The 25,126-nt window shown below is 61.9% G+C and carries 23 protein-coding genes; 13 read left to right on the top strand and 10 right to left on the bottom strand.

Annotated elements, in window-relative coordinates; genetic code table 11:
- Window positions 1-2: 2 nt before the first annotated feature.
- The 3 genes from choV to QTJ18_RS16275 all read right to left on the bottom strand — a co-directional run bounded on the left by choV (window position 3) and on the right by QTJ18_RS16275 (window position 3,136).
- On the bottom strand, window positions 3-1,052 hold the full coding sequence (choV, locus tag QTJ18_RS16285; RefSeq protein WP_252751225.1) for a choline ABC transporter ATP-binding protein: 1,050 nt from the start codon (window positions 1,050-1,052) through the stop codon (window positions 3-5).
- Window positions 1,049-1,930 (bottom strand): choline ABC transporter permease subunit, encoded by an 882-nt coding sequence (gene choW / locus QTJ18_RS16280; protein WP_489667165.1) that lies wholly within the window; start codon window positions 1,928-1,930, stop codon window positions 1,049-1,051. Before choW ends, choV begins: the two co-directional genes overlap by 4 nt.
- Window positions 1,931-2,185: 255 nt before the next feature.
- The gene (locus QTJ18_RS16275) at window positions 2,186-3,136 is read right to left on the bottom strand and encodes a choline ABC transporter substrate-binding protein (protein WP_252751223.1); all 951 of its coding nucleotides are present in this window, start codon (window positions 3,134-3,136) and stop codon (window positions 2,186-2,188) included.
- 215 nt (window positions 3,137-3,351) lie between these two features.
- Between QTJ18_RS16275 and QTJ18_RS16270 the strand changes: the two genes are divergently transcribed.
- The 3 genes from QTJ18_RS16270 (at window position 3,352) to QTJ18_RS16260 (ending at window position 6,370) form a co-directional block, all read left to right on the top strand.
- Entirely contained in the window at window positions 3,352-3,807 is a 456-nt protein-coding gene (locus QTJ18_RS16270) for a pseudoazurin (RefSeq protein ID WP_252751222.1), read from the top strand.
- A 164-nt stretch (window positions 3,808-3,971) separates the two neighbouring features.
- A complete protein-coding gene (locus QTJ18_RS16265; protein ID WP_252751221.1) occupies window positions 3,972-4,967 on the top strand; it encodes a hypothetical protein in 996 nt (331 codons plus the stop codon).
- A 143-nt stretch (window positions 4,968-5,110) separates the two neighbouring features.
- Complete coding sequence (locus QTJ18_RS16260) at window positions 5,111-6,370, top strand: DUF2333 family protein (protein ID WP_252751364.1); 1,260 nt, start codon at window positions 5,111-5,113, stop codon at window positions 6,368-6,370.
- A 36-nt stretch (window positions 6,371-6,406) separates the two neighbouring features.
- On the opposite strand, the gene QTJ18_RS16255 is transcribed toward QTJ18_RS16260, so the two are convergent.
- The gene (locus QTJ18_RS16255; protein WP_252751220.1) at window positions 6,407-6,913 is read right to left on the bottom strand and encodes a PAS domain-containing protein; all 507 of its coding nucleotides are present in this window, start codon (window positions 6,911-6,913) and stop codon (window positions 6,407-6,409) included.
- 140 nt (window positions 6,914-7,053) lie between these two features.
- Window positions 7,054-7,701 carry a helix-turn-helix transcriptional regulator gene (locus QTJ18_RS16250; RefSeq protein WP_252751363.1) on the bottom strand — a complete coding sequence of 216 codons (648 nt, stop codon included), beginning with the start codon at window positions 7,699-7,701 and terminating at the stop codon, window positions 7,054-7,056.
- A gap of 549 nt (window positions 7,702-8,250) precedes the next feature.
- Between QTJ18_RS16250 and QTJ18_RS16245 the strand changes: the two genes are divergently transcribed.
- From QTJ18_RS16245 to QTJ18_RS16235, 3 genes are all read left to right on the top strand, one after another.
- Entirely contained in the window at window positions 8,251-10,521 is a 2,271-nt protein-coding gene (locus tag QTJ18_RS16245) for a TonB-dependent hemoglobin/transferrin/lactoferrin family receptor (protein WP_252751219.1), read from the top strand.
- Between the two features lie 175 nt (window positions 10,522-10,696).
- Window positions 10,697-12,376: a formate--tetrahydrofolate ligase gene (locus QTJ18_RS16240; RefSeq protein ID WP_252751218.1), complete on the top strand. Its 1,680-nt coding sequence runs from the start codon at window positions 10,697-10,699 to the stop codon at window positions 12,374-12,376.
- Between the two features lie 278 nt (window positions 12,377-12,654).
- On the top strand, window positions 12,655-13,791 hold the full coding sequence (locus QTJ18_RS16235) for a GGDEF domain-containing protein (RefSeq protein WP_252751217.1): 1,137 nt from the start codon (window positions 12,655-12,657) through the stop codon (window positions 13,789-13,791).
- A 32-nt stretch (window positions 13,792-13,823) separates the two neighbouring features.
- On the opposite strand, the gene QTJ18_RS16230 is transcribed toward QTJ18_RS16235, so the two are convergent.
- The 3 genes from QTJ18_RS16230 to QTJ18_RS16220 all read right to left on the bottom strand — a co-directional run bounded on the left by QTJ18_RS16230 (window position 13,824) and on the right by QTJ18_RS16220 (window position 16,758).
- Window positions 13,824-14,948, bottom strand: a complete 1,125-nt coding sequence (locus QTJ18_RS16230) for an extensin family protein (protein WP_252751216.1) — start codon at window positions 14,946-14,948, stop codon at window positions 13,824-13,826.
- A 117-nt stretch (window positions 14,949-15,065) separates the two neighbouring features.
- Complete coding sequence (locus QTJ18_RS16225) at window positions 15,066-15,938, bottom strand: DUF2076 domain-containing protein (RefSeq protein WP_252751215.1); 873 nt, start codon at window positions 15,936-15,938, stop codon at window positions 15,066-15,068.
- A 229-nt stretch (window positions 15,939-16,167) separates the two neighbouring features.
- Entirely contained in the window at window positions 16,168-16,758 is a 591-nt protein-coding gene (locus tag QTJ18_RS16220; protein ID WP_252751214.1) for a HupE/UreJ family protein, read from the bottom strand.
- Between the two features lie 225 nt (window positions 16,759-16,983).
- Between QTJ18_RS16220 and QTJ18_RS16215 the strand changes: the two genes are divergently transcribed.
- From QTJ18_RS16215 to QTJ18_RS16205, 3 genes are all read left to right on the top strand, one after another.
- The gene (locus QTJ18_RS16215) at window positions 16,984-17,571 is read left to right on the top strand and encodes an ATP-dependent Clp protease proteolytic subunit (protein WP_252751213.1); all 588 of its coding nucleotides are present in this window, start codon (window positions 16,984-16,986) and stop codon (window positions 17,569-17,571) included.
- Between the two features lie 125 nt (window positions 17,572-17,696).
- A complete protein-coding gene (locus QTJ18_RS16210) occupies window positions 17,697-18,662 on the top strand; it encodes an acetylxylan esterase (RefSeq protein WP_252751212.1) in 966 nt (321 codons plus the stop codon).
- Window positions 18,659-19,387, top strand: a complete 729-nt coding sequence (locus tag QTJ18_RS16205; protein WP_252751211.1) for an esterase family protein — start codon at window positions 18,659-18,661, stop codon at window positions 19,385-19,387. Before QTJ18_RS16210 ends, QTJ18_RS16205 begins: the two co-directional genes overlap by 4 nt.
- A gap of 66 nt (window positions 19,388-19,453) precedes the next feature.
- Here QTJ18_RS16205 and QTJ18_RS16200 read toward each other — a convergent pair whose 3' ends face one another.
- Window positions 19,454-20,062, bottom strand: a complete 609-nt coding sequence (locus QTJ18_RS16200) for a LysE/ArgO family amino acid transporter (RefSeq protein ID WP_252751210.1) — start codon at window positions 20,060-20,062, stop codon at window positions 19,454-19,456.
- A gap of 96 nt (window positions 20,063-20,158) precedes the next feature.
- On the opposite strand from QTJ18_RS16200, the gene QTJ18_RS16195 reads away from it, so the two are divergent.
- A complete protein-coding gene (locus QTJ18_RS16195) occupies window positions 20,159-21,058 on the top strand; it encodes a LysR family transcriptional regulator ArgP (protein WP_252751362.1) in 900 nt (299 codons plus the stop codon).
- A gap of 18 nt (window positions 21,059-21,076) precedes the next feature.
- Here QTJ18_RS16195 and prmB read toward each other — a convergent pair whose 3' ends face one another.
- A complete protein-coding gene (gene prmB, locus QTJ18_RS16190; RefSeq protein WP_252751209.1) occupies window positions 21,077-22,024 on the bottom strand; it encodes a 50S ribosomal protein L3 N(5)-glutamine methyltransferase in 948 nt (315 codons plus the stop codon).
- An 81-nt stretch (window positions 22,025-22,105) separates the two neighbouring features.
- Between prmB and QTJ18_RS16185 the strand changes: the two genes are divergently transcribed.
- The 3 genes from QTJ18_RS16185 to QTJ18_RS16175 all read left to right on the top strand — a co-directional run bounded on the left by QTJ18_RS16185 (window position 22,106) and on the right by QTJ18_RS16175 (window position 25,074).
- Window positions 22,106-22,915, top strand: a complete 810-nt coding sequence (locus QTJ18_RS16185) for a pseudouridine synthase (protein WP_252751208.1) — start codon at window positions 22,106-22,108, stop codon at window positions 22,913-22,915.
- A 279-nt stretch (window positions 22,916-23,194) separates the two neighbouring features.
- A complete protein-coding gene (locus QTJ18_RS16180; protein WP_252751207.1) occupies window positions 23,195-24,436 on the top strand; it encodes an AAA family ATPase in 1,242 nt (413 codons plus the stop codon).
- Complete coding sequence (locus tag QTJ18_RS16175; RefSeq protein WP_252751206.1) at window positions 24,436-25,074, top strand: DUF4276 family protein; 639 nt, start codon at window positions 24,436-24,438, stop codon at window positions 25,072-25,074. The genes QTJ18_RS16180 and QTJ18_RS16175 overlap by 1 nt, the downstream gene beginning before the upstream one ends.
- The last annotated feature ends 52 nt before the right edge of the window (window positions 25,075-25,126 follow it).

Below are 25,126 nucleotides of genomic sequence, written 5' to 3'. Positions count from 1 at the left end.
TTCTACACCTCGCGGCGCCGGTGTCGGGTCAGACCGGCGATGATATCGTCGGCGCCAATGGTGCCGATGACGGCGCCGTTGTCAACGATGCCGATGACGCCGGGCTGGCGCGCCAGCGCGTCCATGATGTCGACCAGCGGCGTGCGGGGCAGGGCGGTCGCAGTGACCGGCCCCCTGGCGGACGTGCTTGCGCCGGGGCTCATGACGTCCGAGGCGGTCAGGAGTGTGATCGGGTTCAGGTTCTGGACGAAATCCGCGACATACTGGTTGGCCGGCGCGCGGACAATGTCCTGCGGCGTGCCGCATTGGACGATCCGCCCGCTTTCCATGATCGCGATGCGATTGCCGATTCGGAAGGCTTCGTCGAGATCGTGACTGACGAAGAGAATGGTCTTCTTCAACCTCATCTGAAATTCCAGGAGCTCGTCCTGCAGCCGGGTGCGAATCAGCGGGTCGAGGGCGGAAAATGGCTCGTCCATCAACAGGATCGGCGCGCCCGTGGCGAAGGCCCGGGCGAGCCCGACACGCTGCTGCATGCCGCCGGACAATTCGCCCACCCGGCGCTGCGCCCATTCCGACAGATTGACCAGCGACAGCTGTTCGGCGATCTGCGCCTTGCGCTGTCTTTCCGGCACGCCGGCCAGCTCCAGCCCGAAGCCGACATTGTCGGCGACGCTGCGCCAGGGCAGGAGGCCGAATTGCTGGAAGACCATGGAGACCGTGCGCATGCGCAGGTCGCGCAGGGTCTTGGGCGGACACCGATAGGGATCGACATGGCCATTGCCCGTCCTGACGCTGACGGTTCCGCGCACCACCGGCGCAAGGCCGTTGACGGCGCGCACCAGCGTCGATTTGCCGGAGCCCGACAGACCCATCAGCACGAGGATTTCGCCCTCCTGAATGGTCAGGGAGGCATTGGAGACTCCAACGACAAGGCTGGTCGCCGTGTTGATCTCCTCGCGCGATTGGCCGTTATCCAGCATGGCGAGCGCGCGTTGCGGGCGGTCACCGAAGATGATGTCGAGATGCTCGAAGGTGATGGCGGCGCTCATGCCCTGTCTCCCTCGCTGCCGGCGCGGAACATGCGATCGAGGATGATCGCCAGGATGACGATGCAAAGCCCGGCCTCGAAGCCGCGGGCGATATTGACCGTGTTCAGCGCGCGAATCACCGGCACGCCGAGCCCGTCGGCGCCGACCAGTGCCGCAATGACCACCATCGACAAGGACAGCATGATCGTCTGTGTCAGCCCCGCCATGATCTGCGGCGTGGCGAAGGGCAGTTCCACCTTTCGCAGCACCTGGGCCGGCTTGGCGCCGAAGGCGATTGCCGCTTCGGTGAGGGCCTGGGGCGTCGAGATGATGCCGAGCCGGGTCAGCCGGATCGGCGCCGGTATGGCAAAGATCACGGTTGCGATCAGGCCGGGCACCATGCCGAGACCGAAGAGGATCAGCGCCGGGATCAGGTAGACGAAGGTGGGAATGGTCTGCATCAGATCCAGAACGGGGCGAAGCAATTCGTAGAGCCAGGAGCGGCGTGCGGAGGCGATGCCGAGCGGCACGCCGATCGCCATGCTGACGGCAGTGGCCGCCACGACAAGCGCCAGCGTCTCCGTCGTTTCCTTCCAATAGCCCTGGTTGATGATGAAGAGCAGGCCGGCGGCGGTGAACAGCGCTACGCCGGCGGAGCGGCGAAACAGGAAGGACAAGGCGGTGAGCGCAACAACCACCGCCAGCGGATGCGGCCACTGGAGAAGGAAAAGCAGCCCGTCGATGACAGTCTCCAGAACCGAGGACAGCCAGTCGAAGAACCAGGCGCCGTGCAGGGTCAGCCAATCGACCGCCTGTTTGGCCCACATGCCGACCGGGATCTTGTAGTCTGTGAGGAAATCCAAGGCGTTTGTCCCTTGTTCTTTGAAAAAGCATGACATGCGCACTGGCAAAGCGCGGCATTGCGAGGCTGCCGCGATCGCGCCCTTGCGAGCCTTCCGGCAAAGAGCGCGAGAGGCCGAAAATGCTGTTATACCAAATGTCGATGACAGAAGCCGGACCGCCGCATTCTGCCAATCCTGGAACGCCCCCGGGCGCCGCCGCGGGGGCAGGCCAGATGGTGCGGCCGCAGGCGGGGCAGGCAAGCCAGACGGTCTGCCGCGAAACTCCTGCCTGCGGGGCTGATGCGACGCGGCTTACAGGCCGAGCTTCTCCTTGACCGCCGCTGCGCCATCCTTGCCGTCAAACGTGGTCACGCCGGAAAGCCAGGGCGTCACGGCCGAGGGATTGTCCTTCAGCCAGGCCAGCGCCGCCTTTTGCGGATCCTCGCCATCGTTGAGGATCTTGCCCATGATGACATTTTCCATCGGCAGCGAGAATTTCAGATTGGTGATGAACTTGCCGAGATTCGGGCACTCCTGGATGAAGCCGGCCCGGACATTGGTGAAGATCTGCGCGCCGCCGAGATCCGGCCCGAACACATCGTCGCCGCCGGTGAGATAGGTCAGCTTGAAATTGGCATTCATCGGATGCGGTTCCCAGCCCAGGAAGACGATGGGCTCGCCGGCGCGGTCGGCCCGCGCCACCTGCGCCAGCATGCCCTGTTCGGACGATTCCACCAGTTCCAGCGCCTTGAGGCCGAAACTGTCCTTGGCGATCATGTCGAGGATCAGGCGATTGCCGTCATTGCCAGGCTCGATACCGTAGATCTTGCCGTCGAGTTCCTTGGCATGCGCTGCGATATCCTTGAAATCCTTGATTCCCAGTTCGGCGCCCTTGGCATTGGTGGCCAAGGTATATTTGGCGCCGACGAGGTTAGGCCCGTAGGATTCGACCGATTTGTCGTCGAGGAAGGGCCGGACGTCGGCCTCCTGCGTCGGCATCCAATTGCCGAGATAGACGTCGATATCCTTGTTCTTCAGCGACTGGTAGGTGACCGGCACGGAAAGCACCTTCACCTCGGGCTCGTAGCCCAGCGCATCGAGAAGCACGGCTGCGGTGGCCGTCGTCGCGGTGATATCGGTCCAGCCGACATCCGAGAACCGAACACTGCTACAGCTTGCAGGTTCGGCGGCGAGCGCCTGGCCCGAGGCGAGTACCACCGTGGCAGCGGCAATTGTTCGGATCAGCGAAGTCGTTCCTGGCATGTCTTGCTCCATGTTTCGTGTTCCCGGTCATTATCAATATCTGAAAATGCCAGGCAAGCACACCTGCCCGCCCCACAAAACCGGGCGCGGCTGCGACATTGTGGCAGGCGGCGATTTGACCTCGGTCAAAATGCGCAGCCCGCCCCCGGCGTATCAGCAGGCCGAGACGTGGAAGCGACAGCCGCAGCGAGGCGCTGTCCAAAAGGAGCCCGACCATGACGAAAACCACCTTGCTTGCCGCCGCTTTTGCCGCCCTGGGAGGCTTGGTCTGCGCAACCGGCGCCTTCGCCGCCGATATCGAAATCAAGATGCTGAACAAGGGCTCCGATGGCGAGGCCATGGTGTTCGAGCCCGCGTCCGTGCGGGTTGCGGTCGGCGATACCGTGCATTTCGTGCCGGTCGACAAGGGACATGATGCGGCTGCCGTCAAGGATCTCATTCCGGATGGCGTCGAGGAGTTCAAAGGCAAGATGAGCCAGGAACTGGTGGTGACCATTGCGAAAGAGGGCGCCTATGTCATCAAATGCTCGCCGCATTGGGGCATGGGCATGGTCGCGCTGATCGTCGCCGGTGAGGGAAGCCCCGCCAATCTCGACGCCGTGAAGAGCGCCAAGCTGCCGAAGAAGACGCGCGATCGGCTGGACAAGGAAATCGCCGCGCTCGGGCTCTGATTGCCGGATCATCCGTCGGACCCGAGGGGTAGCCGCGGCCGGACGTCCATGATCGCTCCAGGGAACCCGGCTGCGCTATCGTCTTTTATCAGCGCGGCGCGGCTTGAAACAGCCGGCGCAGCCTGTATGTCTCTTCGGTGCGAGCCGGATGAACAGGATGTGGAATGGCGCCGAAAACCGAGCAAGAGGCGCAGGCTGGAGACAGGGCTGCGCGGGTGGGGGAGACACCGGCAGAGAGGCTGCCGGTGGCGGACCCGCCCGTGCTCGAGGCAGGGGCTGACGCGAGACCGGCCAGTGAGCAGCCGGGCAATGAGAAACCGGCCAATGAAAAACTGGCTGATGAGAAACTGCCTGATGAGAAACTGGCGGGGGAAAAGCTCGGGCAACTCCGGATGATTTTGTTCTCGCTGGCCACAGACCTGATCGGCCCTGCAGGGCAGGGCGGCAAACCTTCCGCCGCGCTTGTTGCGGACGAGGCCCATTCCGATATCGACCGCGCCACCATTGCCGCCCGGCAGCTGGAAAGCCGGCTGGTGCAGACGATCCTTGCCATGGATCGCAAGACCCAGCAGATCCTCGCCCTTTTGGCGCCGCAGGCCGAGCCGGGCTTGCGGCGGCGTTTCTTTCAGTGGTTCGGCGGCACTCCGGCGCCCGCCGCCCTCGATCCGCGGCGCGACCAGCGGGCGGCCGAGGCGTTGAAGCCGCTTCTGGTGGAGGCCGAAGGGCTGCTCTGCGCCTTGCAGGAGCACCGGACCTTCCTCAGATCTCTGCTGGGGCAATTCGAGGCCAGCCTGGACGAGGCCATAACCAGGCTGCAGGCCCTGTCGGCGACACCGGAGGGCGAGGGGCTGATCGACGCCCTGCAGCGGCGGATCGACCTCATTCAGGAACTCACCGACCGCATCATCGCCATGCTGGCATCCAGCAATCTGCTCATCAACAAGCTCACCATTGATGCCGAGGAGAGGATCATCGCGCTCACCGGCCTGCGGGCGGAAGGGCTCGACAGTCTGGCGGCGCGTCTGCCCGGCCTAGCCGACCTCTTCCAGCGGGCCGAGCGGGGCTTGCTGAGCCGCCACGGATCGCTGGCGCGGCAGGAGAGATTGAACGAGGCCTTCCGCAGTCGGCTGTCCGCCTCTCGACACGTGGCGGGCGGATGACTATCTGCTAGATGATCCTGGACCCGACCGGACGAGGATCTGGATCATGATCCAACCTGACGGGTCGGAGCGGGCATGGCGGTGAACACCGCTCAGACATTGCCAACATTCCGCGCAAAGACACACCACTGGAGAGCCTGTCGATCATGGATGCCGTAACCGCCTTCCTTCACCGAATCGGCCAGGCGCTCGGCCGCGGCTTCCGGCTCATCTTCGTGGCGATCGCCTGGCCCTTCATGGCGGCGCATGGCTGGTACCGTCAGCGGCATCTGATGGTGAAACTGCCGGTGGCGCTGTTTGCGGGCCTGGTTGTGCTGCTCTATGGCTATTTCATCTGGCAGACACAGGTCTGGAGCGGCTTCGACCCGAACTTCGTCGATCGCTATCGGCTGGCGGAGCGCAGCGTCGCGGCCGGTCAGCCACTGCCGCAGGCACCGGTTGCGCCTGCTCCTCCATCGCCTGGCGATCCTTCGGCTGCAACCCCGCCGCCCGGCAGTCCGGCGGCAGCCGATTCCGGCGCCACGTCGCCCGCATCCGCCCCCGCTCCCGCCCCCGCTCCCTCATCGCAAACCACAGTTGCGGTTGTGCGCCAATGCCAGCCGTCCGCCATCGTCGAAGCGGTCGGCGACCTGACGGACCAGAACGTCAACCAGAATGCCTGGATCTCGTCCATGCTTCTCTACCGCCTCGGCTTCTTCGGCATCGACTGGGATGATACGCCCTTCCTCGACAACAAGGCGGCGTTCCAGCGCGGCGTGAATCAGGCGGTGCGGCGGACCGCCGTCGAACTGGTCGATACGCTCGGCCGCGTGCGGGGCACGTCGGGCATCAACGGTGATCTGCAAGATGCCCGCGGCAATCTCCAGTTCGACGAATATTCCTGGTATTTCGGCCTCGATCCCTTCGGCTTCAAGACGCCGACGCCCAGCTATTACCGCGCCGCCATTACCAGCCTGCGCAAGTTCAACCTCGACTTGTCCGGCTGCAATGCGCTGTTCGATACGCGTGCCGACAATCTCGTGCAGTTCATCGACCGGATCGCCAATGATCTCGGCTCGACCTCGGCGATCCTGCGCGAGCGATCGGAAAACTACAATGCCGGCTGGTTCGACAACCGGGCGGATGATCGGTTCTGGTTCGCCTATGGCCAGCTCTACGGCTACTATGCTGTCTTCGCATCGGCCGGTGCCGATTTCAGCCAGGTGATCCGCGAGCGAAACCTGACATCGCTCTGGGTGGAGACGCTTTCGCAATTCCAGGCGGCGCTGCGCATTCAGCCGGCGATTATCTCCAATGGCAGCGAAAGCGGATGGATCATGCCCACCCATCTCGCCACCATGGGGTTCTACATCCTGCGGGTGCGCTCCAACCTGGTCGAAGTCAGAGGCGTGCTGGATCGCTGACAGCTTGCATGGAGGCAGGAGGCGGGTGTTTCCGGCTTATTCCGAGGGTTCGGCCAGGATATAGTCGAACTGCGAGCGCTGCTCGGGCAGAAGATAGATCATTCCGGTGATTTCGCCGCTCTCGGCGCGGCCCTTATGGGTGGCGCAGATGAAGCCGAACCAGCGATAGCCCTCGCCGTCGATCCTGATGCGGAATATCTTCTGATAGGCCATGGGATGCACAGACGAGGCCTCGTGAACCTCGACGACGCGCATCAGGTCATCGGGATGGATGCGGGAGAATGCGGCGATCAGATTGATCGGCTTATCGGTCGGCTTGAGGCCGAAGATGGAACAGGCCTGCTCGCAGAAAAAGACATGGCCGCTTTCCAGATTTGCGCGCCAAAAGCCGGTGCGATTGAAACTCCGGAAGGCCCGGACGAAGTCGCTATCCGACAGCTCCGGCCGAGTGGACGTCGTCTTGCTGTCTTCCTTCACCTGGGGCTTGTGAAGCGAAACGATATTTGCGCGGGTCAAATGAAGAACCTTGGTGATCTGGAGCAATGCAACAGTGTTTCCTTGTGGAAATTCTAGCTGCTACTGGAATATGTACTACAGATTTAAATTTTGCCAAGTTGCTGCGAACGCGACACGCCTTCTCAATTCGCGTCATTTGCCGAGCGAAGGTCTTTCTTCCGGAAGCGTCAGGTGATCAGCTGGAGCCGGATTGCCTTCGCCACGAGCTGTGTCCGGTTGACGCAATCGAGTTTCTTGATCGCCTTGTTCAGATAGGCCGTCACCGTATATTCGGAGAGAGACAGGATCTCGGCGATCTCGGAGGAGGTCTTGCCCTGGGAGGTCCAGCGCAGAACCTCCAGCTCGCGGCAGGTCAATCGGGCATGCGGCGTCTTTTCCGCCTGCTGCAGGCGGTCGAAGACGCGGAATGCCTGCAGGAAGAGCATGCCGAGTTCGTTGAGCTCCGGCAGGGTCAGCAAGGATCTTTCGCCGTCCAGCCGCATGATATAGGCGGCATTGCTGGACGAATGCAGCGTCATCGCCGCGCCGGCGGGAAGGCCGAAGGCCTCCATCAGGCGAACCTGCGGATCGGGAAATGCCAGGCCCGCTTCGCGCCTGGGACTGCGATCGCAGCGCCAGCCGAGCGGCAGCGCCATGCTTTTCATCATCGAGGATAGGGGGCACTGGGTCAGAAGATTATGGGCGTCGAACTCGCTGATAAAGCGCCGGGGCAGCGTGGTCTTCACCATGATCGCGCCGAGACTTCGATCCGTCGGCGCCGGTACCGTCATCAGTGAGAAAGCCTTGAAGCCGAACTGGGCCGGAAGCTTTTCCATGACAGCCACGATGGCCGTCCGCGAGGCTGCGGACGAAATTTCCCTGCTCAGTCCCGAATGCTTTTCAAGGGTAATCATTCGATCAATTTTGCCAGACGATGTTGCGGTGAAGTCATCTGCAGTTGCTCTGGAATTTCTGACTTTTTATCGAAATTATATCATTTATAGTTTTATCATATTCATCGCGCTTTGGAAGAGATATTTTGAGTTATGCGATCATAATTTGTAACCATTCATAATGACACTTTGCTGTATTTTATCATTATTGAATCATCAAGAGATAAACCAGGCCTTCGATCCAGTCTACTTGGTACAATCACAGGGGTGACCCCCAAATATCACCGGATTGTCACACCACCGGGCAATCCGGCGCCGCATCGGGAAAATATGAGTCATATTCTCCTGTTTAATGTTGACAATTCGAATCATGTTTTTTATCCGGCATGAAGACGGCGCAATTTCGTCCGTCTGGTGTTCACATGCGAAATCACGCTGCCGACAGGTCCCTGCCGCGCCCTGATTGACGCATCATGCTGGGGAAGCTGTTTCATGGTCGCTCGTTACCGCACACTGCTCATGGCCTGCACGGGTCTTGTGGCGTTGTCTCTTCCGTCAATGACCGGCGCGCAGGATGGGAAAGGCGCGCAAGACGGAGCCGGCAGCGATGCCACCGTCCTGGAGCGCGTAACCATCAAGGGACAGAGGCTGGCGGCGCAGAAGGGCAGCGCGACCGATTCGCCTCTGACCAGCCAGACCACGGCCGAGACGCTCGACAACAGGCAGATCACCGAGATCGAGGATCTCGGGCGGGTGGTCGAACCGGGTGTGAACTTCAACCGGTCGACGGGAGCGGTCAATATTCGCGGCCTGGAAGGTCCGCGCGTCCTCACCACGGTGGACGGAATTCCGCTGCCCTTCCTCTCCGATCCGACGCGCAACGCGACCGGCGGCCTCGATACCGTCAATTTCAGCTCCCTGTCTGCCGTCGATGTCATGCGCGGTGCCGATTCCAGCCGGGCCGGTCCGGGCGCCCTGGGCGGCGTGCTGGCCTATCGCACGCTGGAGCCTGAGGATCTGATCGGCGAGGGCAGGGATTGGGGCGGCATTGCCAAGACGAGCTATGATACGGCCGATCGCACCTGGCGCGGCGCCGTGGCCGTCGCCAAGCGGATCGACAATACCTCGGTCCTCTTCCAGGGCAGCTATGGCAAGGGGCATGAACGCGACAGCAATGGCGATATTGGCGGGTATGGCACAAGCCGGACGGAAGCCAATCCGGCCGATGTCAAGGATCACAATCTGCTGTTCAAGCTGCGCCAGGAACTGGCCGGCGGACATATGCTGGGCATCACGCTCGAACACTATCGCAAGGACCGCGACAGCGATCTGCGAACCAGCCAGGCGCTCACCGGCAATTACCGGCCCGGCAATTACGACGGCAAGGGCGAGGTCGAGCGTGATCGCGCCTCGATCGACTACAAGTTCGAAAGCCAGGAAGCCGATAGCCTGATCGATTCGATGTGGGCCTCGCTCTACATCCAGAAGTCCAAGGTCATGGACGGCTATGACGGCTTCCGCTCCACCTCCGTGATCGGCCCGATCGGCCGGGAAAACAGTTCCGACGAGAAGGATTTCGGCCTGATCGGCGCGGCGCAGAAGAGCCTCGAAATCGGCGGCAACAGGCATGTCTTCACCTTCGGCTTCGACCTTGCCCGCCTGACCAGCGAACAATATTCCGCCGGCTATGACAATTGCGGCCCCAAGCCCGTGCGCGGCACCTATACCGGCGCGCTCAGCGCCTGCAACAATTTGCACACCAACCAGGCGGACACGCCGAAAGTGGATGGCAACCGCATCGGCTTCTATATCGACGACGAAATCTCTCTCGGCGAGACCGGCTTCCGCCTGACCCCGGGCCTGCGCTTCGACTGGGTGCGCTACGAGCCGCAGATGACGGATGCCTTTGCCCGCAATGCTTCGCGTCCGGCTCTGCCCGGCACGTTCGAGGACACGGCCGTCACGCCGAAGATCCGCCTGGCCTATGATGTCGCGCCGGAGATCGAGCTTTACGGCCAATGGGCCATGGGCTTTCGTGCGCCGACCACGGGCGAGCTCTACAGCCGCTTCGGCGCGGAGGGCACCTATCTGCGGATGGGCAATCCCAATCTCGAATCCGAGACGAGCCATGGTTTCGAGCTCGGCGCCAATCTGGGTGACGATGCCTTCGGCGGGCGCGTCAACCTCTTCTACAATCGCTACAAGAACTTCATCGACTCGCGCAGCCTGACAGCTGCGGAGGCGGCTGCCATCGGCTATAATCTGGCCGATTACCGCCAGGGCGGCATTTCCAGCTATACCAATATCGCCCGTGCCGAGATTTTCGGCGTCGAGCTGTCGGCGCAGAAGGTTTTCGCCAATGGCCTTCGTCTGGGCGGCGGTGTGTCCGCGCTGAAGGGCAACGACCTTGAAAACCATACATTCCTGCGCTCCGTCCCGCCGCTGAAGGCGGTCGCCAGCATCGGCTATGACACTGAGAGCTGGGGTGTCGGCCTGGACCTGATCGGCGTTGCCGCCTCGCGCGCCGATGATGGCAAGGCCGGCAATTACTTCCGTACGCCGGGCTATGGCGTCGTCGATGTCACCGCCTGGTGGGAGCCGGAACAGGTCAAGGGCCTGCGCATCAATGCGGGCGTCTACAATGTCTTCGACCGTACCTATTACGATTACAGCTCGGTTCGGAGCAATGCTGCCGGCCAGGCGCGGGAGTTCTATTCGGAGCCGGGCCGCAGCTTCAAGATCTCGCTGACCCAGCGCTTCTGATTTCGCCGCAGCGGCGTCTGCAACCGCTCTTCAGGGGCAGCGTCCAGGTTTGCCCGAGCGCTGCCCCTTATGCCGTCGGTTTCGCACCGCTCTCTCGCGCAAAAGCGCTGCACATTTGCGCGCGACATGATGTATGCAGGCTGCATCGAACTTGCGCTTGAGATGAGGAGCATGCATGGGACGTCAGCCGTCGGATATCGAAATTGCGCGCCAGGCCCACAAGAAGCCGATCCAGGAGATCGGCCATCGGCTTGGCCTGTCCGCCGAAGATCTGATCCCCTATGGTCACGACAAGGCGAAGATCACACCCGCCTTCATCCGGTCGCTTGCCGGGCGTCCGGACGGCCGGCTCATTCTCGTCACGGCCATCAATCCCACACCGGCCGGCGAGGGAAAGACGACCACCACGGTCGGTCTGGGAGACGGTCTGAACCGCATCGGCAAACGGGCCATGGTCTGCCTCCGGGAGCCGTCGCTCGGCCCCTGTTTCGGCGTCAAGGGTGGCGCCGCTGGCGGCGGCTATGCGCAGATCGTGCCGATGGACGACATCAATCTGCACTTTACCGGCGATTTTCACGCCATCACCTCCGCCCACAATCTCCTGTCGGCCATGATCGACAACCATATTTATTGGGGCAATGCGCTGGACCTCGATCTGCGGCGCATCACATGGCGGCGGGTCGTCGACATGAATGACCGTGCCCTGCGGCAGTTCGTCGGCCCGCTGGGCGGCGTGACCAATGGCTATCCGCGGGAAAGCGGCTTCGATATTACCGTGGCCTCCGAGATCATGGCCATTCTTTGCCTGGCCTCGGATCTTGCCGATCTCGAAGCGCGGCTGGGAGCCATCGTCATCGGCTATCGCCGCGACAAGAGCCCTGTCTTTGCGCGCGATCTGAAGGCCGATGGTGCCATGGCCGTCCTTTTGAAGGATGCCATGCAGCCCAATCTGGTGCAGACGCTGGAGAACAATCCGGCTCTTGTGCATGGCGGCCCCTTCGCCAATATCGCGCATGGCTGCAATTCGGTGGTGGCGACGCGCACGGCGCTGAAGCTTGCCGATTATGTTGTGACGGAAGCGGGTTTCGGTGCCGATCTCGGCGCGGAGAAGTTCTTCGACATCAAGTGCCGCATGGCGGGCTTGCAGCCGGCGGCGGCCGTCATCGTCGCGACCATCCGGGCGCTCAAGATGAATGGCGGCGTGGCGAAAACCGATCTCGGCACCGAAAATGTCGAGGCCCTGCGCCAAGGATGCGCCAATCTCGGCCGGCATGTGGAGAATGTCCAGCGCTTCGGCGTGCCGGTGATCGTCGCCATCAACCATTTCTCTTCCGATTCGGAGGCGGAGGTGGACGCGGTGCAGGCCTATGCGCAGTCGCTTGGGGTGGAAGCGGTGCTGTGCCGGCACTGGGCGGAAGGCTCGGCGGGGATCGAAACGCTGGCGCAGCGCGTCGCAGCGCTTGCCGATTCGCACGTCGCAGCCTTCAAGCCGCTCTACGCCGATGAACTGCCGCTTTTCGACAAGATCGAGACCGTCGCGCGGGACATTTATGGTGCCGGCGAGGTGGTGGCGGACCGCACCGTGCGCGATCAGCTTTCCGCCTTCGAGGAGCAGGGCTATGGCAGGCTTCCGGTCTGCATCGCCAAGACGCAATATTCCTTCTCCAGCGATCCCGATCTGCTCGGCGCGCCGACAGGCCATGTGCTGCCTGTCCGCGAGGTGCGCCTCTCGGCCGGGGCCGGTTTCGTGGTGGTCGTGACGGGCGAGATCCGCACCATGCCCGGCCTGCCGCGATCGCCGTCTGCCGAACGTATCCACCTGAATGCGGCAGGCCATATCGAAGGCCTCTTCTGAGACCATGCCGGGCAAGACGGAGCAGCGGCTTCGTCTCGCCGGTCTGCTCTCCACACAGGAGCTGAAGTCGCGCCGGGCGAAACCGCAACGTCGCCCCACGCTTTCAGGTACCGGTTGTGGACAGGTCAAGCCTTGCCTTTCACTTCCCGCTAAACTTGTATTTCATCATATCCTTTTGCGTTGTAATGTTAATGCAAGCAAGAATTGAGTTTTTTACTGAATCTTGTAGATGAATTTGAAAGGTTCCTCTGAATAATACACGTGTCAGAGGGGCTTTGATGAAGAGCAGAAACACGTATAGCGAACCAGATCTGGCGCCGCTTCGGTGGTTCGTGGCGACGCAGGACGATGCCACGCCGGAGGTGCGCGCAAGGCTCCGCGACACGCTGGTCGCGGGGGCGGTCGTCGTCATTCCCGCCAACATCAATTGCGTCATCCTGGCTTTCCTCGGCTATCTGCGCTCGGGAAACGCCATCTTCTTGAGTTTCATCCTCCTCAACCTTCTGGCCATGGGCCTGCGTTTCCTGCTGCCATCGCGGCAGGATCGGCGCCTGGCCATTGATGCCGCCATGCTGAGCGGCCTTCTGTGGGCCATGGCCACGGCTGGAACCACCGCGCTTGCCATGCTCGGCAACGACCTGCCATTGATCCTGATCGTGGTCGCCTCCGCCTTTGCCTCCTGCGCCGGCATCATCACCTATAATTACGCCGCGCCGCGTTACGCCTTTCTGCAGCTGGTCCTGATCGAGGCATCCTTCAAGATTCCCTTCTGCGCCCGCTTTCCGGATTTCACCGTACTGCTGGCCGTTCAGTGGCTGGTTGTGTCCGTCGTCGTGCTGGCGGTCATGCGCAACCTGCGCAAGACGACGGTGACGGCGATCCAGGCGGGTGTCGAAAGCCGCCAGCAGGCGATCAACGATCCGCTGACGGGGCTCCTCAATCGTCGGGGGCTGCAGGAGGCGGCAGTGGCAATGCTGTCGCATCAGCGGCCGCTGGTGCTGCTCTATCTGGATCTCGATGGGTTCAAGGCGATCAATGACGATCTTGGCCATGCGGCGGGCGATGAGCTTCTGTGTCAGCTTTCGGCGCGGTTGCGCGAGGCCGTTCCAGACGCCGCGGTCTGTCGGCTGGGGGGCGACGAGTTCCTGGTGCTGGCCTCGATTTCCACGCGAACCATGGCCGCCCATATGGCCGCCACGCTCATTGCCGTGGTTTCAGCCCCTTACGTCATCAATGACAGGCTTTCGAGCGTCGGAATCAGCATCGGCATATCCCGCGTCGGCAGCGAGGAGACCGATCTCGTGCCCGCCACCGGACGCGCAGACCGCGCCCTCTACCGGGCCAAGACGGCAGGCAAGGGCTGCTACGTCTTCGACGACGATCCCGATCTCGGCCATCGGGGCATGATCGCCTGACCGGCTCTCCAACCGCTCGATTCTCGCCCGGGTCAGCGGCAGTAGCGATAGCCGCCGTCGCGCGCCATCACGTCGAGATGCAGATGATCCTGATGGGTGGCATCGCTGCCGGGTGAAAGCACCGTGGAGAAATACAGGCAGGCTCCGGACGTCACGGTGCGCTGGAAGGCGCCGGTCACCGTTGAATCCTCCGTCTTCGGCGTCATCGAGATCGTCTCGCCCTTGTCCATGTCGAGGCTGATGATGTCGATCGCGTTTCCGCGCGCATGCTCGGAAATCTTGCCCGTCTCGGCACCATTGCGCTTGCGGCAGGTATAGCCCGGCGCATTGTTCACGCGGGTCACACGCTGGCCCGGCGCGGTCAGCGATGCCATGGGCTGCACGACATTTTTCAGCCAATGCGACAGGGCAAGCGCCGCCTCGCAGCGAAGCGTCGTTGTTTCCGACAGAGGCAGGCCGGGCAAGGCTTCCTTCAGCGCGATCGGCTTCTCTATGCCGCAAGCGCCTTCCTCATCCTCGACCGGCGGCAGGGTTTCGAATGTGGCGCCGATCGCCGTCAGATCGGCCATACAGGCCGCCAGCCGCTGCGGGTCCTCGGCGATCACATTGCGTGGCGGCTTTTCGGGCTCTGCCGCCTCAGTCGCGGCGGCTCCGTCTTTCGCGGCCGGCGTGCCGGCCCCGTCTTCCGGCTTGCCGGTTTGCGCCGCATCCGGCTTTGCGTGCGGTTTGGCGGCTGGCTTGTCATCCGGCTTGGCGGGAGCAACGTCCGGCAGCGGCTCGGGAACAGGTTTCGGCAGCGGCGTGCCGGGTTCGGCAGTCGGAGGCGCTTCCGGCGAGGGGCTCGGGATCGGCGCGGCCCCGGCATCCGGCAGCGTCTCCTGTCCCTGAACCGTCGAGGGGTTCTGCGGCCCGGCTCCGGTCTCTGTGCCGGTCCCAGTCCCGGTTCCAGTCCCAGTCCCAGTCCCAGTCCCAGTCCCAGTCTCTATGCCAGTTCCGGCTCCGCTTTCTGAATCATTCTGTGACGGCGGCTGCGGGGCAGGCGCCTTGTCCTGTACCTCTTCTTCGGCCGGTTTCTGCATCGGGCGCGGTCCCTGCGCCGGCAGGCTCGCCCCCATGGTCACGATCACGGCTGCACTCAGCCAGATTATCGATCGCATCCTGTCCCCTTCCTCGCCTCGCTACAGCCCGTTCAACGCGCGAGGCGGAATTTGGTCGCATCCGATCGGCAGACGTTTGTGCACGCCAGGAGGGAAGGGCAAGGCCCCTTGCGCCGTTCAGACGGTATCGTCGCCGGAGCCGCCGAAATCCCCGGACCACCCGCCATCGCCATCATCGAGATCGGCCTGCTGCAGGCCGACATCCGGGCCCGCATCGGTCTCCGAGCCGGGCTCGGTCGGGTCCGGCTGGTTGTTGCCGGCGTCGATCTGCGGCGGATCATTGGCGGCATCGCCGTAGACATTGTTGATGATCGTCTCCTCGACCGGCCCATTGCCGAAGCCTTCGCTGAAGGGCGCGCCCAGACCGAGGCCGGCCATATGGTGGCCGAATATGCCGCTGAGCGAATTGGCCAGCAGCATGCCGCCCGCCACGCCGGCAGCGGTGCCGAGAGCGCCGGTAAGGAAGCTGCTGCCGGTGGAGGGGGTGCGCATGGGCTGCGACCAGGGTCCCGCCGCCTGCTGGCCAAGGGAAAAGGTTCCGGATTGCTGGACTGGCGGGGCAGACGGAGCGGCGCCGGGAGCCGCCCCCCATGGGCCGGATTGCGATTGCCCCGGGCGGGCCGCTTGCGTAGGGCCGGGCTGCGGCGACGCGGCGCGCGGCGGCTGGCTGGAGCCGAAGATCGAGCTGAGGAAGCCGCGCTCCTCCGGCCGGGCCAGGGCATTGTCATCGGCCTCCGCCTGGGCCTGAAGCGCCTGCAGGCGCATTTCTAGGTCGCTAATCTGGGTTTCGAGGGCGCCGATGCGCTGCGCGGCAGCCTCCAGCCCTTTTTCCTGCACGATCACCGCCTGCGCCAGGTAATAAGGCGCCGCCGGTTGCGTCCTGACCGCTTCGGCGATCAGCTGTTCCGCCTGCGGGTCTCGCGGACTTGCGGCTGCGCCCTGGACACGATCGAACAGGGAGGTCAACAATTGGCGTTCTTCCGGCGACATCTCGTTTCTCCTTCGGGCAAGGTGCCTGAGTCAGTCGGGCCTTGCAGACTGCTGTTCAGACCACCTCTGCAGGCTGCCTTATGCAGACTGGAATGAAAGAGAATTGGGGCTGGATAAGGTCTATGTCAGCGGGACGAAGCTTAATTCTTGGTAAGGCGGACAAAGAGGAGCAGGCCCGCTGCTCCTCAATACGTCTCTTCCAGATGCGATACGTCTCTTCTAGAAGCGATCAGCCGCCGAAAGCGAGCGAAACGCCGGCGAGCGCCGCAATCGCGCCGAGCACGCGCGACAGGGCTGGAGCGCTGCGGCTGACCAGCAGGCCAAGGCCCAAGCCGGCAAGATGCAGGAAGGCGGTGGCGGTCACGAAACCGATGCCAAAGGCAAGGGCGCCGGCGCCGCCCAGTTCGCCACCATGCGCATAACCATGGAAGAGGGCGAAGACCGCGACGATCGCTGCCGATCCGGCCACCGGCAGGCGCACGGCAAGGCTGACCAGCAGGCCAAGCCCGATCACCGAGGCGAGGATGGCGGGCTCGACGAAGGGCAGGGGAAGGCCAAGCAGTGCCAGCGCGAAACCGAGCGCCATGGTGCCCACGAAGGCGAGCGGTACGATCCACATCGCCGATCGGCGCCCCGGTTCCGCGGAGATCTGGGCGGCCCACAGGCCGACGGCGATCATTGCCAGCACATGGTCGGCGCCGAAGACCGGATGGGAGAGGCCGGCGGCGAACGACCCATGCGCCAGAGGGTCGAGATGAGCGAAGGCCGGTGCGCTTGCAAGAGCAAAAAGACCGGCGGTGAGCGAAAGGCGTTTGAACATGGAAGATCCCCTGAGAATCGGCAGCGGCACCATCAGGCCAGGGCCTGCTGCACTGCGTCAGGCGCAAGATTAGGCAGTGCCTAAATTGTTGTCCATCCGCAAAATGACGGAGAGCGGATTCACCTTCCCGCGAGTTCGACCGCGCTCTTATGGTTTCGCTCATTGTCTTGCGCGCCCGAACGCATTATGTCCGGTGACATGCACATCCATATTGGAGATCGCTCTATGCTTGATGAGAATGAAGACGACAAGACGAAGGAATTGCCACTGGGTAAGGAAACGGAGGCGAACCTTTTCAAGTCGCGTTCGATCTTCATCTATGGCGGCATCACGATGGAGCTGGCACAGAAGGTCTGCACGCAGCTGGTGGCACTTGCCGCTGCATCCGACGAGGATATCCGCATCTATGTGAACTCGCCGGGCGGCCATGTCGAATCGGGTGATTCCATTCACGACATGATCAAGTTCATCAAGCCGAAGGTCTGGATCATCGGCACCGGCTGGGTCGCCTCGGCCGGCGCGCTGATCTATGTCTCGGTGCCGAAAGAGCGGCGCCTTTGCCTGCCCAATACCCGCTTCCTGCTGCACCAGCCCTCCGGCGGCACGCGCGGCATGGCATCGGATATCGAGATCCAGGCCAAGGAAATCATCAAGATGAACAAGCGCCTGATCAAGATCTTCGCCAAGGCCACGGGCCAGACGGAAGAGAAGATCGCCAAGGATATCGACCGCGACTACTGGCTTTCGGCCGAAGACGCCGTGCCTTACGGCCTCGTCTCGAAGATCATCGAGAGCCAGTCGGAAATCGGCTGATCCTCGAGCTTGGGGCTCGACCTGATGAAACTTTCTCCCCCGCCGAGCGATCGGCGGGGGTTTTCGTCTCGGGACGGGCACAAACGCCTGCCCGCAGACCAAGCGCAGCACCAGAGAAGGCGCCGATGCCCATTCCCGCCGATCACCCTTTCGATTTCGATCCGAGCTATGGCATGGCCCAGGCCGACCTTGAGGCGCTGACGGCACCGGAGGCACCACCCGGCTTCGACCCATTCTGGCAGGAGCGTTATCGCCGCGCGCTGGCGGTTGATCCGCAGCCGGTTCGTCGGCCATCGTCTCTGTCAGATCCGCGCTGGCTGGTGGAGGAGGTGCGGTTCACCTCGACGGATGAGGTGCAGATCGAAGGCTGGCTGCTGACGCCGAAACAGGGGCCGGTGCGCCGCGGGATCGTGGTCGGCCATGGATATGGTGGGCGCGAGGCACCGGATTTCGACTATCCGGTCAGCGATGCGGCACTGTTCTTCCTGTGCTTTCGCGGCCTCGGCAAGAGCCGCCATCCTCGCATTTCAGCCGATCCGCTGTGGCATGTGCTGCATTCGATCGACGATCCGTCCCGATATGTGATCGGCGGCTGCGTCGAGGATCTCTGGCTTGCGGTGACTACGCTCGGCGCGCTTCTTCCGGATGTCCGGGACCGTATCGGCTATAGCGGCATCAGCTTCGGCGGCGGGATCGGCGCCCTTGCCATTCCCTTCGATCCCCGCATCGATCGCGGCTTCCTGGAAGTGCCCACCTTCGGCAACCGGCCGCTTTGGCTCACGCTTCCGACGACAGGCAGCGCCGCCGCCGTGCAGGTCTATCGCAAGCGCCATCCGGAGGTCGACGAGGCGTTGCGGCTTTACGATGCCGCCACGGCGGCTGCCCGCATTGCCGTGCCGATGCTGACGGCGGTTGCGCTCTTCGATCCGGCAGTGGCGCCACCCTGCCAGTTCTCGATCGCCAATACGCTTTCGTCATCGAGATTTAATCAAACTTTCATCCTCGACGCCGGTCACTTCGATTATCCTGGCTCCGCGTCGCAACAGAACCGTCTCGCCAAGACGGTAAGGCAGTTTTTCGGAGCGCCATGAAGCGGGAATATCTGCGCTGGTTCAGTCCCCGGCTCCATCGTGAGATGGAGCTTCTGATTTTCGGGGAGGCCGGTGCCAAGGTTCTTGTTTTCCCGACCCGCGACGGCCGGTTTTTCGAATATGAGCAACTGGGGCTGGTGGCCAGCCTGGAGGAGAAGATCAGGTCGCGGCATTTGCAGCTGTTCTGCATTGAAGGCCTGGCCCGGGAAAGTTTCTACTGCGACTGGCGCAGACCTTTCGAGCGCCTCAGCCGGCACGCCGTGTTCGAGGATTATGTGCTGAACGAGGTCCTGCCGCTGATGCAGGCGCGCAATGGCCATGACTGCACCATTGCGCATGGTTGCAGCCTCGGCGCCTTCCAGGCGGCCAGCATCGCGCTTCGCCACCCGCATCTGTTCTGCAAACTCGCCGCCTTTTCCGGCCGCTACGACCTGACCCTGCCGGTGGAGCATTTCGGCGACCTGCTGGATGGCCATTACGATGAGGATGTCTATTTCCGCATGCCGACGCATTTTTTGCCCAATCTCGGGCCGTCGGCGCAGCTCGAGGCGCTGCGGCGCCTGGATATCGTGCTCGTCATTGGCGCCGACGATCCCTTCCTCGACAATAACCGGCATCTGAGCCACCTGCTGTCGCAAAAGGCGATCCCGCACCGGTTGCATGTCTGGGATGGCCGGGCGCATCAGGGCGCTGCCTGGCGGCGCATGGCGCCGCTTTACATCTGACAGGCAACCATCCTGCCGCGCCTCGTGCGAACGCCTGTGATCACGGCCGATTCACTTTGGTTGGCATCAGTTGCCAAAGACGAGGCGAGCGGCGATACTGAACATCACGAGGGCGATTACGGCCTCCAGAATGCGCCAGGCCTGTGGCCTTGCAAAGAGCGGACGCAACCATGCCGCGCCATAGCCCAGCGCGAAGAAGAACAGGAAGGACCCGGTTATGGCGCCGAGTGCGAAGCTCGTTTCATGTCCGGGAAACTGGGTGGAAATGGTTCCCAGCAGGACGACCGTATCGAGATAGACATGCGGGTTCAGCCAGGTGAGCGCCAGGCAGGTCATCAGGCTGCGGGAGAGCGGCACGCTCATGCCGGCGCCGACCAGGAGCATATCGGTGGAGGCCAGGGCGGATTTGAGGCTGCGGGCGCCATACCACAGCAGGAAGGCGGCGCCGCCGGCGCGCATGAGCGGATCCAGCCATGGCATGATCTCGATGATCCGGCCGAAGCTTGAGACGCCAAGCGTGATCAGCAGCGCATCGGAAAGCGCGCAGGAGAGGCAGACGGCCGCCACGTGTTCGCGGCGCAGCCCCTGGCGCAGCACGAATGCGTTTTGAGCGCCGATGGCGGCAATGAGGCTCAGCCCCATGGTCAGTCCGGTCAGGTAGATGGTGATGTTCATGGCGGCGCGGATCTCGTGGCGTCTTGAACCTTTTGTAAATGCAGCTGAGCTAATCAGCTACTGAATATCCCTTAGGCTGATTAAGCGGGGCTAATGATGCTGGACTATTCTGCCTTGCGGGCCGTGGCGGCGGTCGTTCAGACGGGAAGCTTCGAAAGGGCGGCCGCGCTTCTGCATGTCACACCCTCGGCGGTGTCGCAGCGCGTCAAGCAATTGGAGGAGCGGCTGGGCACGGTGCTGATACAGCGAGGCTCGCCCTGCACGGCAACGGAGCACGGCGCCTGGCTGTGCCGGCATGTCGAGCATGTGGGCATGCTGGAAAAGGACCTGCTGCAAAACCTGCCGCGGCTCTCGGAGCGCGAGGCGCCGGCCCTGCGGGTCACACTGCATCTCGCCACCAATGCCGATAGCCTGGGCACCTGGTTTCTCAAGGCGGCGGCCGATTTTGCCAATGCGACGGACTATCTCTTGAAGATCGAGGTGGACGACCAGCATCATACCGCCGAATGGCTGCAGCGGGGCCGGGTGGTGGCCGCCGTGACCGGCTATGGCAAGCAGGTGCAGGGCTGTCGCATGACAAGGCTGGGAAACCTGCGCTACCTCGCCACCGCCAGCCCCGAATTCAAGGAGCGCTATTTCGGCGAGGGGGTGAGCGAGGTCTCGCTGGAACGGGCCCCGGCGCTGACCTTCAACCAGAAGGATCTTCTGCAGGGGGAGTGGATCCGCAAATTATGCGGCCATGATCTCAATCATCCCACGCATTGGCTGCCCTCCACCCAGGGCTTTGTGGATGCCTGTCTTTCCGGCATGGGCTGGGGGATGAACCCGGCGGTTCTGGTTCAGGATCACCTGGCGAGCGGCCGGCTGGTGGAACTGGCGCCGTCTATGGGACTGGACGTGCCCTTGTACTGGCAGGTGAACCGCATGGCCGCCGATCAGCTGTCGGGACTGACCAAGGCGGTCATCGCCGCCGCCCGGACGGTGCTGGAGCCCTGATCGGACGCCAGTCCGGCATCAGTCCGTTCCGTCGCTGACGCCGAGCGCTTCGGCCGAGATCCAGAAGACGGCATCCTGCGACTGCGCGGTCTCGATCCAGGCAAAATCGAGATGCGGGAATTCCTCTTCGAGGATCTCGCGGCCAGAGCCGATCTCGCACAAGAGACCGCCGCCGGCATTGAGGAATTGCGGGGCATCGCTCAGGATCCGCCGCACCAGATCCAGCCCGTCAACGCCGCCATCATGGGCGAGCCGCGGTTCCGCCTGATATTCCGGCGGATACCCATCGAGCGCCTCATGGTCGACATAAGGCGGATTGGTGATGATCAGATCATAGGTGCGGCCCGCGATGGGCGCAAAAAGATCGCCCTCGAGAAGCTCCACCTGGTCTTCCACCTCATGGGCCTCGACATTGATCGCGGCCACATCGAGCGCATCGGCCGAAAGATCGACCGCATCGACGCGGGCATTGGGGTAGAATTTCGCGGCCAGCACGGCCAGGCAACCGGAGCCGGTGCAGAGATCGACCGCGCTTTCCACCAGCATCGGATCCGGCAGGAAGGCCGAGCCGTTCTCGTTCAGATATTCCGAAAACAGGATTTCGCCGATATGGGACCGCGGCACGATGACCCGCTCATCCACATGGAAGCGCACGCCCTGGATATAGGAGCGGCCGGTGATATAGGCGGAGGGTTTGCGGCTCATGACACGCATCTCGATACGCTCGGCCAGCATGCGGCGCTCGGCGGGCAGAAGCTTCGCATCGAGGAAGGGATCCAGCACGTCGATGGGCAATTCGAGGGAATCGAGGATCAGGAAAGCGGCATCGTCGCTTGCCGTATCGGTGCCGTGGCCATAGCTCAGCTCGGCGGCGTTGAAGCGGGAGATCGCATAGCGCCAGTAATCGCGCAGCGTGACTAGCTCCGTGACGACCGCAGTCTGGTCGATGATCTCGTTCTGGTTCATGGGCGCCTCTCTTCCAAACGGTGCGGCTCTGCTTTATGGGCAAAGCCTGTCTTGAGCAACGGGGTCTGACCTGGGATCAGCATGGTGAAGAACAGCCGCAATCGCCCGCCGGCCGGGCCGGCCAGGACGCCGGACAACCGTCGTGGCAGGCAGGCCTTGCCGCGAAAGGCCGAGGCGGGCCAGCGCGCCACCCTGCCGCGGGCGCTCTCCAAGCTCGGTTTCTGCTCGCGCGGGCAGGCGGAGGCGCTGATCGCGCAAGGCCGCGTGCGCCTGGGTGGCCGGGTGATCACCGATCCGGAGACCTGGGTGGATCTGGCGGCGGATACGATCTTCGTCGATGGCGAACGGGTCGCGGCGGAACGGCGGATCTACCTGATGCTGAACAAGCCGCGCGGGCTCGTTACAACACGGCACGACCCGCAAGGCCGCCCGACGGTGTTCGACTGCCTGAAGGACATCGAGGCCACCCATCTCTCCGCCATCGGCCGGCTGGACAAAGCGAGCGAAGGCCTGCTGCTCTTCACCAATGACACCGACTTCGCCAACCGCCTGATGGATCCGAAAACCCATGTGGCGAAAACCTATCATGTGCAGGTGGAGGGGCAGGTTTCCCCGGAAGTGCTTGCCCGCCTTGCCGCCGGCGTCGAACACAAGGGCGAATCCTTGAACGCCGAGCGCGTGGCCCTCATCCGCAAAGGCGACAAGAACAGCTGGCTTGAATTCGTGCTGACCGAGGGAAAGAACCGCCAGATCCGCCGGATGCTGGAGGTGGAGGGGATTGCGGTGCTGCGCCTCATCCGCATCGCCATCGGCAGCCTGGAGCTGGGGACGCTTGCAAAGGGCGCGGTGCGGGACCTGACGGCAGACGAGGTGCGCAGGCTTGGGGGGTAGGTGAGATTCTTTTGAACTAACTATTGAAGAGGAGACGGCTGCAAGGGCTAGCTGTTTAGTCCCTGATCTGATGAAAACGACCTCGAAATCAGGGTTCTTTCGCCAACATCACGGACTACAACAAAACCATCACCAATCATTGGTTGAAGAAAACTGTGTGAAGGACCGCTATCGCGAACTTCTCTTGGAGCTAAAAGGCTTGTTGCGAGCTTCGAACTTTTTGCTGTCAGTTGCGGCGCAATCAGTCAGTATGTACGGTGACGGCAGTGAGGGGCCAAAATGCAAATTTCGAAGAACACCGCGAAGAAGTCAGTCAAGCCTGCTCGTATTACCTATCTCCGTGTCGAAAATTTCCGTGCACTTCGCAGCGTCGAATTAAAAAATATCACACCGCTAACAGTCTTGTTAGGCCCCAATGGAAGTGGAAAATCTACGGTTTTCGACGTTTTTGCATTTCTATCAGAGTGTTTCGAAGGTGGTCTGCGACGAGCGTGGGACAGGCGTGGAAGAGGTCGGGAGCTCAAGACTCGAGGTAGTGAAGGTCCGATCGTTATCGAGATCAAGTACACTGAGCCAGGGTACCCCATCATAACCTACCATCTTGCCGTGGACGAGAAAAATGGGTCGCCGGTCGTCGCGGAGGAATGGCTGAAATGGAGGAGAGGAGCAACCGGACAACCGTTTCGCTTTCTCGACTACAAAGAGGGTATTGGCCGGGCAATTAGCGGACAGTCCCCTGAGGCTGATGATACTCGTGTTGATATTCCCCTGAAGTCTCCGGACCTAATTGCAGTCAACGCGCTGGGGCAGTTTGCAGAGCATCCTCGTGTAGCTGCGCTACGTGATTTTATAACTGGATGGCATGTCTCCTACTTTTCGGTTGACAATACCCGCGGGCAGCCTGAAGCGGGGCCGCAAGAACGAATGTCCAGAACGGGCGATAATTTAGCGAACGTGATTCAATACTTGAGTGAGCAACATCCTGATCGTCTGGAAAACATATTTCAGGTATTGCGGCGCCGCGTGCCTAGGATCGAAAAAGTTATGGCGGAAGCTATGCCAGATGGGCGCCTTCTGCTTACCATCAAAGACGCCCCCTTCGAGAACCCTGTTCTCTCACGCTTTGCCTCGGACGGAACCCTTAAGATGTTGGCCTATTTGGTGCTTCTTTATGATCCAGATCCGCCCCCGTTTATTGGCATCGAAGAGCCAGAGAACTTTTTGCATCCACGCCTGCTTTACGGCCTAGCGGAAGAATGCCGAGCAGCAGCAGAAAAAGGTCAGTTGCTTGTTACGACACACTCTCCATTCTTTCTAAATGCCCTCCAACCGAATGAAGCCCGTGTGCTTTATCGCGATGAGTTTGGATACACGCAGGTGGCGACGGCCGGGGATATCGTTGGCATCAATGAGTTCATGAGTGAAGGTGCACTACTGGGTGACCTTTGGCTGGAAGGACACTTTGGTGTAGGCGATCCTCTCGTAAATCAAGGCGGCCCAAAAAGGAAAATATTCTCGTGATGGCTACACATTTTGAGTTTTTAGTAGAAGAGCCGTCTATGGAGGCGTTCTTATCGGTTCTTTTGCCTCGTATCCTAGCCGCTCAAGCCACATTTGATATTCACACCTATCAAGGCAAATCGGACCTGTTGAAGAAGCTGGACGGTCGCTTGCGGGGTTACGCCAGATGGCTTCCGCAAGACCATCGTATCGTGGTGCTAGTGGATAGGGATGACGATGATTGTGCCTCACTTAAAACTTCACTGGACGATATCTCCACAAAAGCCGGTTTGAATACAAAAGCCAGCGCAAACCCTGTGTGGCAGGTTGTCAATCGTATTGCGATCGAAGAGCTGGAAGCGTGGTTTTTCGGCGAATGGAAAGCTGTTAGGGCCGCTTATCCTAAGCTCAACGCAAATACGGTTTCCAAGCAAGCATATCGAGATTGTGATAAAATTGCTGGAGGTACGTGGGAAGCCCTGGAACGGGTGATGAAACCTCACGGCTATTTCACTGGCGGTCTGCGTAAAGTCGAATTGGCAACGGCCGTAGGTGCACAATTCAATCCCGCTGAATGTGTCTCGCCAAGCTTCCGCAAGCTTCATGATGCGTTAGCCGAGGCCATCAGTCCACTCGGCGGCCACGCGAACGTTGGATAACAAAAAACCCCGCCGGATCGCTCCAGCGGGGTCGCGTCTCTCACACCGTCTG

Origin of the sequence: Rhizobium sp. SSA_523 (assembly GCF_030435705.1) — a bacterium.
Taxonomy (GTDB): Bacteria; Pseudomonadota; Alphaproteobacteria; order Rhizobiales; family Rhizobiaceae; genus Neorhizobium.
The sequence above is the reverse complement of the archived record's forward strand: the minus strand, read 5'-3'. Positions and strand labels throughout refer to the sequence as shown.

Excerpts from the sequence above, each read along its gene's own strand:
- choV (WP_252751225.1), bottom strand. The coding sequence starts at position 1,052 with ATGAGCGCCGCCATCACCTTCGAGCATCTCGACATCATCTTCGGTGAC.
- choW (WP_489667165.1), bottom strand. The coding sequence starts at position 1,930 with ATGTCATGCTTTTTCAAAGAACAAGGGACAAACGCCTTGGATTTCCTC.
- QTJ18_RS16275 (WP_252751223.1), bottom strand. The coding sequence starts at position 3,136 with ATGCCAGGAACGACTTCGCTGATCCGAACAATTGCCGCTGCCACGGTG.
- QTJ18_RS16270 (WP_252751222.1), top strand. The coding sequence starts at position 3,352 with ATGACGAAAACCACCTTGCTTGCCGCCGCTTTTGCCGCCCTGGGAGGC.
- QTJ18_RS16265 (WP_252751221.1), top strand. The coding sequence starts at position 3,972 with ATGGCGCCGAAAACCGAGCAAGAGGCGCAGGCTGGAGACAGGGCTGCG.
- QTJ18_RS16250 (WP_252751363.1), bottom strand. The coding sequence starts at position 7,701 with ATGGAAAAGCTTCCGGCCCAGTTCGGCTTCAAGGCTTTCTCACTGATG.
- QTJ18_RS16245 (WP_252751219.1), top strand. The coding sequence starts at position 8,251 with ATGGTCGCTCGTTACCGCACACTGCTCATGGCCTGCACGGGTCTTGTG.
- QTJ18_RS16240 (WP_252751218.1), top strand. The coding sequence starts at position 10,697 with ATGGGACGTCAGCCGTCGGATATCGAAATTGCGCGCCAGGCCCACAAG.
- QTJ18_RS16235 (WP_252751217.1), top strand. The coding sequence starts at position 12,655 with ATGAAGAGCAGAAACACGTATAGCGAACCAGATCTGGCGCCGCTTCGG.
- QTJ18_RS16230 (WP_252751216.1), bottom strand. The coding sequence starts at position 14,948 with ATGCGATCGATAATCTGGCTGAGTGCAGCCGTGATCGTGACCATGGGG.
- QTJ18_RS16225 (WP_252751215.1), bottom strand. The coding sequence starts at position 15,938 with ATGTCGCCGGAAGAACGCCAATTGTTGACCTCCCTGTTCGATCGTGTC.
- QTJ18_RS16220 (WP_252751214.1), bottom strand. The coding sequence starts at position 16,758 with ATGTTCAAACGCCTTTCGCTCACCGCCGGTCTTTTTGCTCTTGCAAGC.
- QTJ18_RS16215 (WP_252751213.1), top strand. The coding sequence starts at position 16,984 with ATGCTTGATGAGAATGAAGACGACAAGACGAAGGAATTGCCACTGGGT.
- QTJ18_RS16210 (WP_252751212.1), top strand. The coding sequence starts at position 17,697 with ATGCCCATTCCCGCCGATCACCCTTTCGATTTCGATCCGAGCTATGGC.
- QTJ18_RS16205 (WP_252751211.1), top strand. The coding sequence starts at position 18,659 with ATGAAGCGGGAATATCTGCGCTGGTTCAGTCCCCGGCTCCATCGTGAG.
- QTJ18_RS16200 (WP_252751210.1), bottom strand. The coding sequence starts at position 20,062 with ATGAACATCACCATCTACCTGACCGGACTGACCATGGGGCTGAGCCTC.
- QTJ18_RS16195 (WP_252751362.1), top strand. The coding sequence starts at position 20,159 with ATGCTGGACTATTCTGCCTTGCGGGCCGTGGCGGCGGTCGTTCAGACG.
- prmB (WP_252751209.1), bottom strand. The coding sequence starts at position 22,024 with ATGAACCAGAACGAGATCATCGACCAGACTGCGGTCGTCACGGAGCTA.
- QTJ18_RS16185 (WP_252751208.1), top strand. The coding sequence starts at position 22,106 with ATGGTGAAGAACAGCCGCAATCGCCCGCCGGCCGGGCCGGCCAGGACG.
- QTJ18_RS16180 (WP_252751207.1), top strand. The coding sequence starts at position 23,195 with ATGCAAATTTCGAAGAACACCGCGAAGAAGTCAGTCAAGCCTGCTCGT.
- QTJ18_RS16175 (WP_252751206.1), top strand. The coding sequence starts at position 24,436 with ATGGCTACACATTTTGAGTTTTTAGTAGAAGAGCCGTCTATGGAGGCG.